The sequence below is a fragment of the Faecalibacterium taiwanense genome, assembly GCF_036632915.2.
In the GTDB taxonomy this organism is placed as follows: Bacteria; Bacillota; Clostridia; order Oscillospirales; family Ruminococcaceae; genus Faecalibacterium; species Faecalibacterium taiwanense.
The window spans coordinates 2,851,514-2,863,691 of sequence record NZ_CP155552.1; the positions used below are offsets into that span (position 1 = coordinate 2,851,514).

14 protein-coding genes are annotated in these 12,178 nt (G+C 58.4%); 2 read left to right on the forward strand and 12 right to left on the reverse strand.

The window, feature by feature from the left end; translation table 11 throughout:
• Nucleotides 1–39: 39 nt before the first annotated feature.
• On the forward strand, nt 40–327 hold the full coding sequence (locus tag PXT33_RS14230; protein ID WP_005921120.1) for a zinc-ribbon domain containing protein: 288 nt from the start codon (nt 40–42) through the stop codon (nt 325–327).
• Between the two features lie 113 nt (nt 328–440).
• Here PXT33_RS14230 and PXT33_RS14235 read toward each other — a convergent pair whose 3' ends face one another.
• Nucleotides 441–2,060: a phospholipase D-like domain-containing protein gene (locus tag PXT33_RS14235; RefSeq protein WP_332376826.1), complete on the reverse strand. Its 1,620-nt coding sequence runs from the start codon at nt 2,058–2,060 to the stop codon at nt 441–443.
• 183 nt (nt 2,061–2,243) lie between these two features.
• Here PXT33_RS14235 and udk point away from each other — a divergent pair, with 183 nt between their 5' ends.
• The gene (gene udk, locus PXT33_RS14240) at nt 2,244–2,873 is read left to right on the forward strand and encodes a uridine kinase (protein WP_332376827.1); all 630 of its coding nucleotides are present in this window, start codon (nt 2,244–2,246) and stop codon (nt 2,871–2,873) included.
• 128 nt (nt 2,874–3,001) lie between these two features.
• Here udk and atpC read toward each other — a convergent pair whose 3' ends face one another.
• The 11 genes from atpC to PXT33_RS14295 all read right to left on the reverse strand — a co-directional run bounded on the left by atpC (nt 3,002) and on the right by PXT33_RS14295 (nt 12,082).
• Nucleotides 3,002–3,400, reverse strand: a complete 399-nt coding sequence (atpC, locus tag PXT33_RS14245; RefSeq protein WP_005938085.1) for an ATP synthase F1 subunit epsilon — start codon at nt 3,398–3,400, stop codon at nt 3,002–3,004.
• 3 nt (nt 3,401–3,403) lie between these two features.
• On the reverse strand, nt 3,404–4,798 hold the full coding sequence (atpD, locus tag PXT33_RS14250) for a F0F1 ATP synthase subunit beta (RefSeq protein WP_347070398.1): 1,395 nt from the start codon (nt 4,796–4,798) through the stop codon (nt 3,404–3,406).
• 26 nt (nt 4,799–4,824) lie between these two features.
• Nucleotides 4,825–5,673: an ATP synthase F1 subunit gamma gene (gene atpG / locus PXT33_RS14255; protein WP_005938091.1), complete on the reverse strand. Its 849-nt coding sequence runs from the start codon at nt 5,671–5,673 to the stop codon at nt 4,825–4,827.
• Between the two features lie 17 nt (nt 5,674–5,690).
• Nucleotides 5,691–7,211 carry a F0F1 ATP synthase subunit alpha gene (gene atpA, locus PXT33_RS14260; protein WP_097774385.1) on the reverse strand — a complete coding sequence of 507 codons (1,521 nt, stop codon included), beginning with the start codon at nt 7,209–7,211 and terminating at the stop codon, nt 5,691–5,693.
• Nucleotides 7,212–7,262: 51 nt separating this feature from the next.
• Nucleotides 7,263–7,802 carry an ATP synthase F1 subunit delta gene (gene atpH / locus PXT33_RS14265; protein ID WP_097774384.1) on the reverse strand — a complete coding sequence of 180 codons (540 nt, stop codon included), beginning with the start codon at nt 7,800–7,802 and terminating at the stop codon, nt 7,263–7,265.
• The gene (gene atpF, locus PXT33_RS14270) at nt 7,799–8,305 is read right to left on the reverse strand and encodes a F0F1 ATP synthase subunit B (protein ID WP_005938099.1); all 507 of its coding nucleotides are present in this window, start codon (nt 8,303–8,305) and stop codon (nt 7,799–7,801) included. The genes atpH and atpF overlap by 4 nt, the downstream gene beginning before the upstream one ends.
• A 36-nt stretch (nt 8,306–8,341) precedes the next feature.
• Nucleotides 8,342–8,623, reverse strand: coding sequence for an ATP synthase F0 subunit C (atpE, locus tag PXT33_RS14275; protein WP_005930278.1), 282 nt, complete (start codon nt 8,621–8,623; stop codon nt 8,342–8,344).
• A 53-nt stretch (nt 8,624–8,676) separates the two neighbouring features.
• Entirely contained in the window at nt 8,677–9,420 is a 744-nt protein-coding gene (locus tag PXT33_RS14280; RefSeq protein WP_154259627.1) for a F0F1 ATP synthase subunit A, read from the reverse strand.
• A 3-nt stretch (nt 9,421–9,423) separates the two neighbouring features.
• A complete protein-coding gene (locus PXT33_RS14285) occupies nt 9,424–9,924 on the reverse strand; it encodes an ATP synthase subunit I (RefSeq protein WP_005938105.1) in 501 nt (166 codons plus the stop codon).
• 22 nt (nt 9,925–9,946) lie between these two features.
• Nucleotides 9,947–10,207 (reverse strand): AtpZ/AtpI family protein, encoded by a 261-nt coding sequence (locus tag PXT33_RS14290; RefSeq protein WP_044953278.1) that lies wholly within the window; start codon nt 10,205–10,207, stop codon nt 9,947–9,949.
• 456 nt (nt 10,208–10,663) lie between these two features.
• Nucleotides 10,664–12,082 (reverse strand): glycogen synthase, encoded by a 1,419-nt coding sequence (locus PXT33_RS14295; protein WP_097774381.1) that lies wholly within the window; start codon nt 12,080–12,082, stop codon nt 10,664–10,666.
• Nucleotides 12,083–12,178: the final 96 nt, after the last annotated feature.

Below are 12,178 nucleotides of genomic sequence, written 5' to 3' on the forward strand. Positions count from 1 at the left end.
CTTCCGTGGGCAAGAACTAACTAAAGAGGAGATACTACTATGTTTGAAGACAAGACTCTGGTCTGCAAGGACTGCGGTAAGGAATTTGTTTGGACTGCTGGTGAGCAGGAGTTCTACGCATCTCGCGGCTTCGAGAATCAGCCCCAGCGCTGCAAGCCCTGCCGTGACGCCCGCAAGAACGGCGGCGCACGCAGCAACAGCGGTGAGCGTCAGATGTTCGATGCTGTCTGCGCAGCTTGCGGCAAGGCTTGCAAGGTTCCCTTCCAGCCCCGTGAGGACCGTCCGGTCTACTGCTCTGACTGCTTCGCTCGCATGAAGCAGAACTAAGCGCTGATTTTTATTTAAATCGGTAACACAAGGCCCGCTGTCGAAAGGCAGCGGGCCTTTTTGTATTCAGAGCTTCTCCTGTCCGCTTACGCAGCCATGACGGAAGGAGTCTTTCACACCAGCGGCGCAATAAACTTGAGCAGGATGCCCGCCAGATGCAGCAGCTTTTTGCCCTGCCAGATACTTTCTTTCGTCTGCTCCACCCTGCGGCACCGGGTGAGCGTATCCTGAAAATCCGCTTCCATGTTGGCAATGCAGTCGGTGCCGCGCATCCAGACCGCGTTTTCAAAGTGATGGTACAGGCTGCGGTAGTCCAGATTGATGGTGCCCGCCACAGCTTCCACGCCGTCGGCGATCACGATCTTCGCATGGGTAAAGCCGGGCTGCCACTCGCTGATCTTCACACCCGAAGAAATCAGCGCCTTGTAGTGGGTCTTGGCCAGTGCATAAACGAACCACTTATCCGGCTTGCCGGGCAGGATCAGGTGCACATCCACACCGCGCTCTGCCGCAAAGCGCAGGGCCGTTTCCAGCTCGCCGTCTAAAATCAGATACGGCGTGATGATATGCACATACTTCCGGGCGCGGTTGAGCATATCCATGTACACCATTTCGCCCACCCGCTCACCGTCCAGCGGGCAGTCTCCGTAGGGCACCACAAAGCCCTTGGCGTTTGCTGCCGCCGGGATGGGATCGGACAGGAACTGCTCAAACTCTGGCTGGCGCTGGATGCTCCACATCTGCAAAAACAGTGCCGTCATGGAGCGCACGCCTTCGCCTTCCAGCATCAGGGCCGAGTCCTTCCAGCGGCCATACTTTTCTATGTGGTTGATGTACTCATCTGCCAGATTCACGCCGCCGGTAAAGCCCACCTGGCCATCAATGACCAGAATTTTGCGGTGGTCGCGGTAGTTGTAGTGGGTGGAAACGAAGGGCGTGACCGGCGAGAACACCTTGCACTGGATGCCCAGCGCTTCCAGCCGGCTGGGGTAATCCCGCGGCAGTGTGGAGAACTCACAGGTGCCGTCATACATCACCCGCACATCCACCCCCTGCGCCGCCTTGCGGGCCAGCACTTCCAGAATGCGGCCCCACATCAGGCCTTCATCCACGATGAAATATTCCAGAAAGATGTACTTTTTTGCCGTTTCCAGCTGGCGCAGCATTTCATCGAACATAGCTTCGCCGCCGTTGAAGTAGGTGGCCACCGTGTCGGCATAGACCGGAAAGCCGCCTCCCTTGCCCCGCAGATACCGTGCCAGCGGCATCGCTTCGGGTGCCTGCTCCTGCAAAAGCTCCACGGTCTGCTCATTCTGCGGCAGCTGGGCGCGGGTCTGGCCCTCCAGATCCAGCAGGCGGCGCTTCAGGGCATTGTGGCCCACATCACTTTTGGTGTACCAGAACAGCGGCACGCCCAGCACCGGCATCAGCGCTGTGACCACCAGCCATGTAATGCGCACGCTGTTGTCCATGTCCTGATTGAGCAGATAGACCATCATTGCCGCTGTTACCAGCAGGGTGCCGCCAAAATAATGCGGCAGCAGCTCGCCGAACCACTGCAGCAGGCTGAACAGCGCGAACGCCTGTAAAAGCAGCAGAACCAGCACTAGGCCAAAACGGCTGAAAATAGCGTGTACCACGCCCTTCTGTCCCCGTTTGAGCAGGCGGATGCCGCCATCCTCAAACACCCGGACCTTGTCCTTCATATTTTGCTGAAATTGTTTTTTCTGCATGGCATTTTCCTTATCTCACACATTTGCAGCCCTGGGGCTGTAAAAATGTGCCGGTTTGTGTTATGATGTACAGGAACAAACCCGCCCGGCGCTGTGTCCCGGACAGGCAGCTTTGCACCTATTATAATCCATTCCTGCCCTTTTTTCCACCCAAAGCGGCAGGATGATGCAGGAGGGACCCCTATGAATAATCTGATCATTGGCATTGCAGGCGGCTCCGGCAGCGGCAAGACCACCCTTGCTCTGCGGCTGAAGGAGCGTTTTGGCGAGGATGAAGTGCGCCTGATCTCCCACGACAGCTATTACAAGCGCCACGACGAGCTGCCCTTTGAGGAGCGCTGCAAGCTGAACTACGACCACCCGGATGCTTTTGACAACGCTTTGCTGATCTACCATCTGCAGGAGCTGAAGGCAGGCCGCGCCATCGACTGCCCGGTGTACGACTACTCCAACCACAACCGCAGCGACAAGGTACAGCACATTGAGCCCGCACCGGTTCTGATCGTGGAAGGCATCCTGCCCTTTGTGGAGCCGGAGCTGTGCGCCCTATTCGACTACAAGATCTATGTGGACACCGATGCCGACGAGCGCATCCTGCACCGTCTGGTACGCGACGTAAAGGAGCGCGGCCGCAGTCTGGACAGCGTGATCGAGCAGTACCTGACTACCGTCAAGCCTATGCACGAAGCCTTTGTGGAACCCAGCAAGCGCAACGCAGACATCATTGTACCCAACGGCGGCGAGAACACCGCTGCGGTGGAGATGCTGGCCCATCACATCCGCAACCTGATCGAGAAGGCAAATATGATGTAACGTCTTTACGATTTAAATGCCCTCCGCATTCGCTCTGGGCATATTCAGCGGAAATCTTATTTTTAGTTTCATCATGCACGCAAAAGGAGCCACTGCACAGGTTGTGCAATGGCTCCTTTTCTTTTGTTTTAGTGGATAGAGGTACGCACCAGTGCGCGCTTGAGACGCGCCTGAGCCAGCTCGTAGTCCCGCTTGTCGAGGTTCTTCTGCGCAAGGATCTCCTCCGCGCGCTTCTTGGAAGCCTCGGCGCGGGCCTGATCGATCTCCTCGGCCCACTCCCATGTGGTGGCGACCAGACGCACTTCGCCATCCAGCACGCTCAGCAGCCCGCCCATGCAGGCGGCGCGGCGGCGCTGGCCCTCGGCATCCACGATATGGGCTTCGCCCATGCCCAGCGCGGTGCAGTAATCCCCGTGTTTGGCAAGGATGGCCAGATCGCCGTCAATGGCGCGGCAGACGATGCGCTCGGCCTGCCCGTCAAAGGCGCAGCCGTCCGGCGTGACCACCGTCAGATGAAAGGTCGTCATGGTTTACCCTTTCTTCGCTTTTGCGAACACATCATCGATGGTGCCCGCGAACAGGAATGCGCTCTCGGGCAGCTCGTCGCACTCGCCGTTCAGGATCATCTTGAAGCCGCGCAGGGTCTCCTTGAGCGGCACATACTGGCCGGGCATACCGGTGAACTGCTCTGCCACGTGGAAGCTCTGGCTCAGGAAGCGCTGCACCTTGCGGGCGCGGCTGACCGTGCGCTTGTCTTCCTCGCTCAGCTCGTCCATGCCCATGATGGCAATGATGTCCTGCAGCTCCTTGTAGCGCTGCAGCACCTTCTGGACGGCGCGGGCGATCTCGTAGTGCTCCTGACCCACGACCTCCGGGCTGAGGATGCGGCTGGTGGAATCCAGCGGGTCCACAGCGGGATAGATGCCCTGCGAAGCAATGTCACGGCTCAGGACCGTGGTGGCATCCAGATGGGTAAAGGTGGTGGCAGGGGCCGGGTCGGTCAGGTCATCGGCGGGCACGTAGACGGCCTGCACCGAGGTGATGGAACCCTTGCGGGTGGAGGTGATGCGCTCCTGCAGAGCACCCATCTCGGTGGCCAGCGTGGGCTGGTAGCCGACGGCGGAAGGCATACGGCCCAGCAGTGCGGACACCTCAGAACCAGCCTGGGTGAAGCGGAAGATGTTATCAATGAAGAGCAGCACATCCTGATTCTTCACATCGCGGAAATACTCCGCCATGGTCAGGCCGGACAGTGCCACGCGCATACGGGCTCCTCGGGGTTCGTTCATCTGGCCATAGACCAGCGCAGTCTTGTTGATAACGCCGCTCTCGGTCATTTCACCATACAGGTCGTTGCCCTCACGGGTGCGCTCGCCAACGCCGGTGAACACCGAGTAGCCGTTGTGCTCGGTGGCAATGTTATAGATCAGCTCCTGGATCAGGACCGTCTTGCCGACGCCTGCACCGCCGAACAGACCGATCTTGCCGCCCTTTGCGTAGGGGCAGATCAGGTCCACGACCTTGATGCCGGTCTCGAGGATCTCGGTGGTGGACTGCTGCTCCTCGTAGCTGGGAGCAGGGCGGTGGATGGGCCAGTAGGCCTCCGGGGCCGGGGCGGGCTTGTTGTCCACGGGCTCACCCAGCAGGTTGAACACGCGGCCCAGACACTGGTCGCCCACGGGCACTTTGATGGGTTCGCCGGTATCCACGGCTTCGGTGCCGCGCACCAGACCATCGGTGCTGTTCATTGCAATGCAGCGCACCACGTTATCGCCGGTGTGCTGTGCCACCTCGACCACCAGCTTTTCGCCGTGGTTGTCGATCTCGATGGCGTTGAGCAGCTCCGGCAGCTGGCCATCTTCAAACTGGATGTCCAGCACCGGGCCGATGACCTGGAGCACCTTGCCGATATGTTTTTCGGACATAGGCTACAACTCCTTTTTGATAGGTTTTAAATCTCCGCGCCGGCCACGATCTCGGTGATCTCCTGCGTGATGGCAGCCTGACGGGCACGGTTATAATACAGGTTCAAATGGTCGATCATCTCACCGGCGTTCTTGGTGGCGGCATCCATGGCAGTGCGGCGGGCGGCAAGCTCACTTGCTACGCTCTCGCACACGGCACCGTAGACGATGCCTGCCACATACTCCGGGATGATCGCGCTGAATACTTCCTCGCTGCTGGGCTTGTACAGGATCTGGCTGCGGCGGGCATCCGCCTTCTGCTGCTCGGTAGGTTCGATGGACAGCGGCAGCACCTCCATGGTGGCTGCGGTCTGGGTCATCATGGAATCGAACCGGGTGTAGCAGATCTTTACCGCATCGTACTCGCCCTTGAGATATCCTTCCGTGATCTGGCGGGACAGCTGGAAGCACTCGCCCACCGAGACATCTGCCGCCAGCAGCACCTCCTGCGTGAACAGAGGCACCTCGTGATGGACGAAATACTCTGCCGAGCGCTTGCCGATGGGCAGCACCAGCACTTCGCCTTCTTCGGCCCCGGCCTGCTTGAGCACGTTGGAATTGTATCCACCGGCAAGGCCGCGGTCGCCTGCGATCACGATGAGCAGGGTGCGCTTCACTTCGTCACGGCGCAGGTAGGGGTTGCGGGCGCGGGGGTCGGCCGCGGCGATCTTGGTCAAAGTCTCATGCAGCGTTTCAAAGTAGGGGCGGCTGTGCTCCACCCGTTCCTTGGCGCGGCGCATTTTGGAGGAAGCCACCAGTTCCATTGCCTTGGTGATCTGCATGGTGCTCTCTACGCTTTTGATGCGCAGCTTGATGTCTTTCATGGAACCAGCCATGCGTTACGCCTCCTTCCTTAGTGCGCCTTGACGAAGCTGTCGGTATAGGCTGTGAGCACGCTCTTAAGCTGCTCCTCAGTGTCCTTATCCAGATTGCCGGTGGTGCGGATGGTCTCCATGACGGCGGCACCCGCAGCATTGTTGTCCAGATATTCGTACAGGCCCTTCTCATACTCGGCCACGTCCGGCACCTTGACCTTCACAAGGTGATCGTGAATGGTCGCATACAGGATGGCCACCTGCTTTTCCACAGGCACGGGAGCGGAGCGGTTCTGCTTGAGCACTTCCACGATGCGCTCGCCCTGTGCAAGGCGGGCCTTGGTGTCGGCATCCAGATCGGAACCGAACTGTGCAAAGCTCTGCAGCTCGCGGTACTGGGAGTAGATCAGCTTCAGGGTGCCGGCGACCTTCTTCATGGCCTTGATCTGGGCATTGCCGCCCACGCGGGACACCGAGATGCCGGGGTTGACTGCCGGCATGACACCGGAGTGGAACAGCTCCGTCTCCAGGAAGATCTGACCATCGGTGATGGAAATGACATTCGTGGGGATGTAGGCGGAAACATCGCCCGCCTGCGTCTCGATGATGGGCAGAGCCGTCAGGCTGCCGCCGCCCAGCTCATTGGAGAGCTTGGCCGCGCGTTCCAGCAGACGGGAGTGCAGATAGAACACGTCGCCGGGGTAAGCCTCACGTCCCGGGGGACGGCGGATCAGCAGCGACAGTGCACGGTAGGCCACAGCGTGCTTGGACAGATCGTCGTAGATGATGAGGACATGCTTGCCCTGATGCATGAAATATTCGCCCATGGCACAGCCGGAGTAGGGTGCGATATACTGCAGGGGCGAAAGCTCGGATGCCGTTGCGGACACCACGATGGTGTAGCCCATAGCACCGGCCTCGGTCAGGCTCTGCACAAGGTTTGCCACGGTAGAGCGCTTCTGACCGATGGCAACGTAAATGCAGATGACGTCCTTGCCCTTCTGGTTGATGATAGTATCGGAGGCGATGGTGGTCTTGCCGGTCTGGCGGTCGCCGATGATCAGCTCGCGCTGGCCGCGGCCAATGGGGATCATGGAGTCGATGGCCTTGATGCCGGTCTGCAGCGGCTCCTTGACCGGCTGACGGTCGATGATGCCGGGAGCGCGGCTTTCAATGGCGCGGAACTCGGTGGTCTCGATGGGGCCTGCGCCGTCGATGGGCTGGCCCAGCGCATTGACCACGCGGCCGATCATGGCTTCGCCCACCGGCACGGACACCACCTTGCCGGTGCGCTTGACAGTGCTGCCTTCCTTGATGCCGACGTCGGAGCCCAGCAGAACGATGGAGACGGTGTTCTCCTCCAGATTCTGGGCCATGCCGTATTCGCCGTTATCAAACTGAAGCAGCTCACCTGCCATGCACTTTTCCAGACCACTGGCGCGGGCGATGCCATCGCCCACCATAATGACCGTGCCGGTCTCGCTCTGCTCAATGGCATTTTCGTAATGCTTGATCTGCGCACGGATGATCTTGGAGATCTCTTCAGGTTTCAGTTGCATCTTTGTTTGTTCACCACTCAATTCTTAAAAATCTTTCGGGTGGAAATTCGATCACAGTGTCACGGAAGCAATATCCCTGCGCAGGGCGGACAGACGGTTCTGCACCGTGCCGTCCAGCTCGGTGCCTTCGATATCCAGCCGGATGCCGCCCAGCACTGCCGGATCGACCTTTGTTTTCAGGTCGATGGTCTTGCCGGTGAGCTTTTCCAGCTTTTCGTGCAGGCTCTTTGCCTGCTGCTCCGTCATTGCCACTGCAGTGGTCGCCGTTGCTTCCAGAATGCCGTGCGCCTGATTGTAGCGCACACGGTAAGCCCGTGCACAGCCGGACAGCTCCCGCAGGGTGCCCTTCTCGCACAGGATCTTCAAAAAGTTCAGCACATAGAGGTGGACCTGATCCCGCAGTGCTTCATCCAGCAGGCCGCAGCGCTCTCTTTTGGGGATGCTGGGGGTGCTGAGCAGATGCAGGTAGTCCGGGTTTGCCTTAAAAAGCGCCACGGCTTCGTCCAGCTCACCCAGAATGCGGGCCTCCAGCCCTTCCTCCGCCGCCAGATCGTACAGGCTTCCGCCGTACATCCTTGCAGTCTCGGTCATGATGCTTCACCCACATTTTTGATAAATTCGTCGATCAGATCCTTGTGGTCCTTCTCGCTGATCTCACGCTCCACCACCTTGGAGGCGATCTCCATGGCGATGCCGCCGATCTCGTCCTTGACCTCGTTCACGGCCTTCTTGCGCTCCTGCGCAATGTCGGCTTCGGCTTTCTGCTTGAGGGCAGCAGCCTGCGCGCGGGCCTCGCCCACGATCTCTTCGCCGCGGGCGGTAGCCGTCTTCTGCGCATTGGCAACGATCTCGTTGGCCTCGGTGCGGGCATTCTGCAGGTTCTGCTCGTACTCTGCCTTCATGGCTTCGGCTTCGGTGCGCAGCTTGGTGGCATCGGCGATCTGGCTGTCTGCCTTCGCCTTGCGCTCTGCGATCACGTTTTTGACCGGATTCAGCAGGAACTTTTTGAAGATGAACAGCTGGATCATCAGGTTGCAGATCTGGGCCAGAAAGGTCCAGCCGTCCAGCGTGATCAACGCCTGGTACAGTTCCATAAGCGTCTCCTTTCGTTATTTTGTAAAAGGTTCCGCTTATGCCAGGAACTTCATGAACATACCGGGTGCCAGGAAGATCAGCAGCAGGCCGGTGACGAAGCCGTAAATACCGGTGGTCTCGGAAAGTGCAACGCCCAGGATCAGGGTGCTGGTAACGTCGCTCTTGCACTCGGGCTGACGGCCCACAGCTTCACAGGCAGCAGCTGCTGCGTTGCCTTCGCCGATACCGGGGCCGATACCTGCGATCAGTGCGCAGCCTGCGCCGATGCCGCAGCCTGCCAGAGCGATACCACGAGCGAGGTACTGAAAGTCAGTCATAAGATTTGTCCTCCAAAAAAGTTTTTTGTTTTGGGAGATGCCGTTGTGAGGGCTTAGTCCTCACCGGCAGCACGTTTGATGAAAATTGCGGTCAGGGTGCAGAAGATGAACGCCTGAATGCAGCCGCCGAACCAGTCGAAATACAGGCCCGTAAAGGCCGGGATGCCGATCTGGAACAGCTGGATCTGACTCAAGGCACCCGGCAGCCAGCCGAAAATGACGTGGCTCAGGCTTGCCAGCGCCCAGTACAGCAGTGTGGAAATGACCGTACCGGACAAGATGTTGCCAAAGTGACGGAACGCCATACTGACGGGGGTGGAAACCTCCGACAGCACATTGATGGGTGCCATGATGAAGATGGGGTCCAAAAGACCTTTCAGGTAGGAAAGGATGCCGTTGGTCTTGATCTTGTAGTACATGATCAGCACGAACACCACAATGGCCCACGCCGCCTCGGTGTTCAGGTCGGCTGTGGGGCTCCACAGGCCGATGACACTGATGAGGTTGCAGCCGATGCTCAGAGCGAAGATCGCGCCGATGAGCGGGATATACTTATCAAAGTGATAGCCCATGTTGTCGTGCACGAACTGATCCAGCCGTTCTACGATGAACTCGGCGGCGGCCTGCCGCTTTGAGACATTTTCCAGCTTGAGGTTGCTGCCCAGCCAGATGGCAAGACCCGAAAGCAGCGCCATGACGATCCAGGTGCTGACTAAGGTCTGGGAGATCTTGAAATCACCCAGCAGGGGGATGTCCGTATGGATGGTATACAGGATCTTTGCGCCGTTCAGTTCCATTTGTTACGTTTCACCCCCTTCGTCACGGGGTTCAGCTTCCGGCTCCGGTGCGGGTTCGGGGTCGTCCTCCACAGAGACGTCCACCGAAGGCCCGGCCGGTGCAAGAGGCTTGTACTTGCCGGTTATTTGCAGGTAGTAGATCGTAACGCGCGGGAAAAGCAGGGGCAGAACACCGGCAAACGGCTGGAACACCGGTGCCCCGATGGCAACGATGATCCACACCGCCTGCAAAAGCATCCGGACATTGTAGGAAGCCTGCAATGTCGCTTTGCGCCGTTTCTCATCCTGCTCGTCGATGACCTTCTGGCACACGAGGCAGATGCCCGCAAAGTTGCCGATGGCCACGGCCGCGCCGATGAGACTGCCCAGAACAACAGTGTAATCAAATTTCACCCAGCCAACCAGGTGCAGAGCTGCAAAGATCACCCACATGACGGCGGTACAGATGGCCGTGCCGCAGGCGATGCGGGTCAGCTCCTTTTTGGATTCCGGCTGCAGTTTCATAAAGGGAAACCTCCTGTTAAGTTTACTGATGCGAGTTGAACCCCACCCGCTTTGGTTTTTCCTTTTTGGTGCGGTCCATGTGTTCCTTTGCAAAATACCAGAAGTTCTGTGCCCCGGCAGCAAGCCCCAGCAGGATGGCCGGCAGGAATACCCATTCCGGCCAGCTCCAGTTGTTCACCGCCCACCATGCACCGCCCAGACACATGACCAGCGGCAGCAGCATATTCAGGCCCAGCTGGGTCAGCCAGACAAGATCCTCCAGTGCCTTATACCAGCCCTTCAACCTGCGTTTCCTCCCTGTGTGATGTGCCTTTGCAAAAGCCAGATTCTGGATTCTTTGCCAAGGATTTGCAATCAGCAAAAAATCTTATAACGATAGTATAATTCAAACCGATCGTTTTTTCAATCAATTTTCCACTGTTTTCTTGTAAAATTTCATAGTTTGTTTACACTAATGCCGTAACTGTACGCCCTGTATGGAGTTTGTGCGTCTGCGGGCGCATCAATACCAAAAGTTTGATGGATCTGTTGTGCAGAATGCAAAAAACGGGCGAACCCTCTCAGGCGCTGACGCGCCAGCTCTCCCGAAGGGCGAGCTTTTATGCATCTTTCGGGCAGCACAAATAAAGCTCCCCCTTCCGGGGGAGCTGCTGAGCGAAGCGAAGCTGAGAGGGTCACACAAAAAAGCCGCCCGGCTCTTTGGGAACCGGGCGGCAGCCGTTATGCAGTTTTCAGGACATTACCAGAGGTTTGCGGTCTCGTTGTACAGGCCCTCATAGCTCTTGGCGGAGACATCCCAGCTGAAGTCGCACTCCATGCAGTGGTGCACGAGGTTCTTCCAGTTCTCCTTGTCATAGTAAGCATTCTGTGCGTTGCAGCAGGCCACATACAGCTCGTGGGCATTGTAGCCCGCAAAGGTAAAGCCGTTGCCCTCACCCATGGTGCTGTCGTGGATGGAGTCGCGCAGACCGCCGGTCTCGCGGACGATGGGAGGCGTGCCGTAGCGGCAGGCCACCATCTGTGCCAGACCGCAGGGCTCGCTCTTGGAAGGCATGATGAAGGCATCTGCGCCTGCGTAGATCTCCTGCGACAGGGCCGGCTCGAAGCCGATGTAGGTGCCAACGCGGCCCGGGTGGCGTGCGCACAGGTCGGAGAAGAAGTTCTCGTACTGGCTCTCGCCGCTGCCCAGAATGACCAGCTCGATGCCGCGATCCACCAGGCCATCGGCGATGCTCTGCACCAGATCAAAGCCCTTCATGCCGACCATGCGGCTGACCATGGCAAAGACGGGGCTGCCGTCCTTGTTCAGGCCGAACTTATCCTGCAGGGCTTCCTTGCACTTTGCCTTGCCCTCTTCAAAGTTGGTGATGTCGTAGTTGAAGGGGATGTTCTTATCCGTAGCGGGATCGTTGGAATCGGTATCGATGCCGTTCAGGATGCCGCACAGCTTGTACTGCTTCTCGCGCAGCAGAGCGTCCAGACCATAGCTGAACCACGGGTCGAGGATCTCCATGGCATAGGTGGGGCTGACGGTCGTGATCTTATCGGCAGTCTCGAAAGCACCCTTCATGAAGTTTGCGCAGCCGTCGTACTCTACGATGTGCTGGTCGCGGCGGCCGATGCCGCAGGTGTCCTCCAGAATGTCGGTGCCGTACTTGCCCTGATAAGCAATATTATGGATGGTGAAGATGGTCTTGATGCGGTTGAACTTATCCAGATGGCGATAGTACAGGTTCAGGTACACCGGCACCAGAGCGGTCTGCCAGTCGTTGCAGTTGATGATATCGGGGGTGAAATCGATGTAGAACAGGGTCTCTAAAACGGCGCGGGAGAAGAAGGCGAAACGCTCGCCGTCATCATAGAAGCCGTACAGGCCGCGGCGCTTGAAGTAATACTCGTTGTCCAGGAAGTAGTAGGTCACGCCGTTCCGCTCGGTCTTGAACAGGCCGCAGTACTGGCTGCGCCAGCCCACGGGGACGGAATAATTGGTCACGTACTCCAGCGTATCACGGAACTTCAAATCGCCGTACAGGGGCATAATGACGCGGGCATCCACGCCGTCCTTGACCAGAGCCTTGGGCAGGGCACCCGCAACGTCGGCCAGACCGCCGGACTTTGCAAAAGGGGCAGCTTCCGAAGCAGCATACAGGATTCTCATAGGATCGCTCCTTCCATATAGTGGGATATTTTCGTTCTCCCCCACCGCCCTTGCAGGCAGCACGAACCATTTTTACAAAAGAGCAGGCGGGGGCAC

Bases quoted from the DNA above. Each gene is read 5' to 3' on its own strand.
- PXT33_RS14230 (WP_005921120.1), top strand. From the start codon at position 40: ATGTTTGAAGACAAGACTCTGGTCTGCAAGGACTGCGGTAAGGAATTT.
- PXT33_RS14235 (WP_332376826.1), bottom strand. From the start codon at position 2,060: ATGCAGAAAAAACAATTTCAGCAAAATATGAAGGACAAGGTCCGGGTG.
- udk (WP_332376827.1), top strand. From the start codon at position 2,244: ATGAATAATCTGATCATTGGCATTGCAGGCGGCTCCGGCAGCGGCAAG.
- atpC (WP_005938085.1), bottom strand. From the start codon at position 3,400: ATGACGACCTTTCATCTGACGGTGGTCACGCCGGACGGCTGCGCCTTT.
- atpD (WP_347070398.1), bottom strand. From the start codon at position 4,798: ATGTCCGAAAAACATATCGGCAAGGTGCTCCAGGTCATCGGCCCGGTG.
- atpG (WP_005938091.1), bottom strand. From the start codon at position 5,673: ATGGCTGGTTCCATGAAAGACATCAAGCTGCGCATCAAAAGCGTAGAG.
- atpA (WP_097774385.1), bottom strand. From the start codon at position 7,211: ATGCAACTGAAACCTGAAGAGATCTCCAAGATCATCCGTGCGCAGATC.
- atpH (WP_097774384.1), bottom strand. From the start codon at position 7,802: ATGACCGAGACTGCAAGGATGTACGGCGGAAGCCTGTACGATCTGGCG.
- atpF (WP_005938099.1), bottom strand. From the start codon at position 8,305: ATGGAACTGTACCAGGCGTTGATCACGCTGGACGGCTGGACCTTTCTG.
- atpE (WP_005930278.1), bottom strand. From the start codon at position 8,623: ATGACTGACTTTCAGTACCTCGCTCGTGGTATCGCTCTGGCAGGCTGC.
- PXT33_RS14280 (WP_154259627.1), bottom strand. From the start codon at position 9,420: ATGGAACTGAACGGCGCAAAGATCCTGTATACCATCCATACGGACATC.
- PXT33_RS14285 (WP_005938105.1), bottom strand. From the start codon at position 9,924: ATGAAACTGCAGCCGGAATCCAAAAAGGAGCTGACCCGCATCGCCTGC.
- PXT33_RS14295 (WP_097774381.1), bottom strand. From the start codon at position 12,082: ATGAGAATCCTGTATGCTGCTTCGGAAGCTGCCCCTTTTGCAAAGTCC.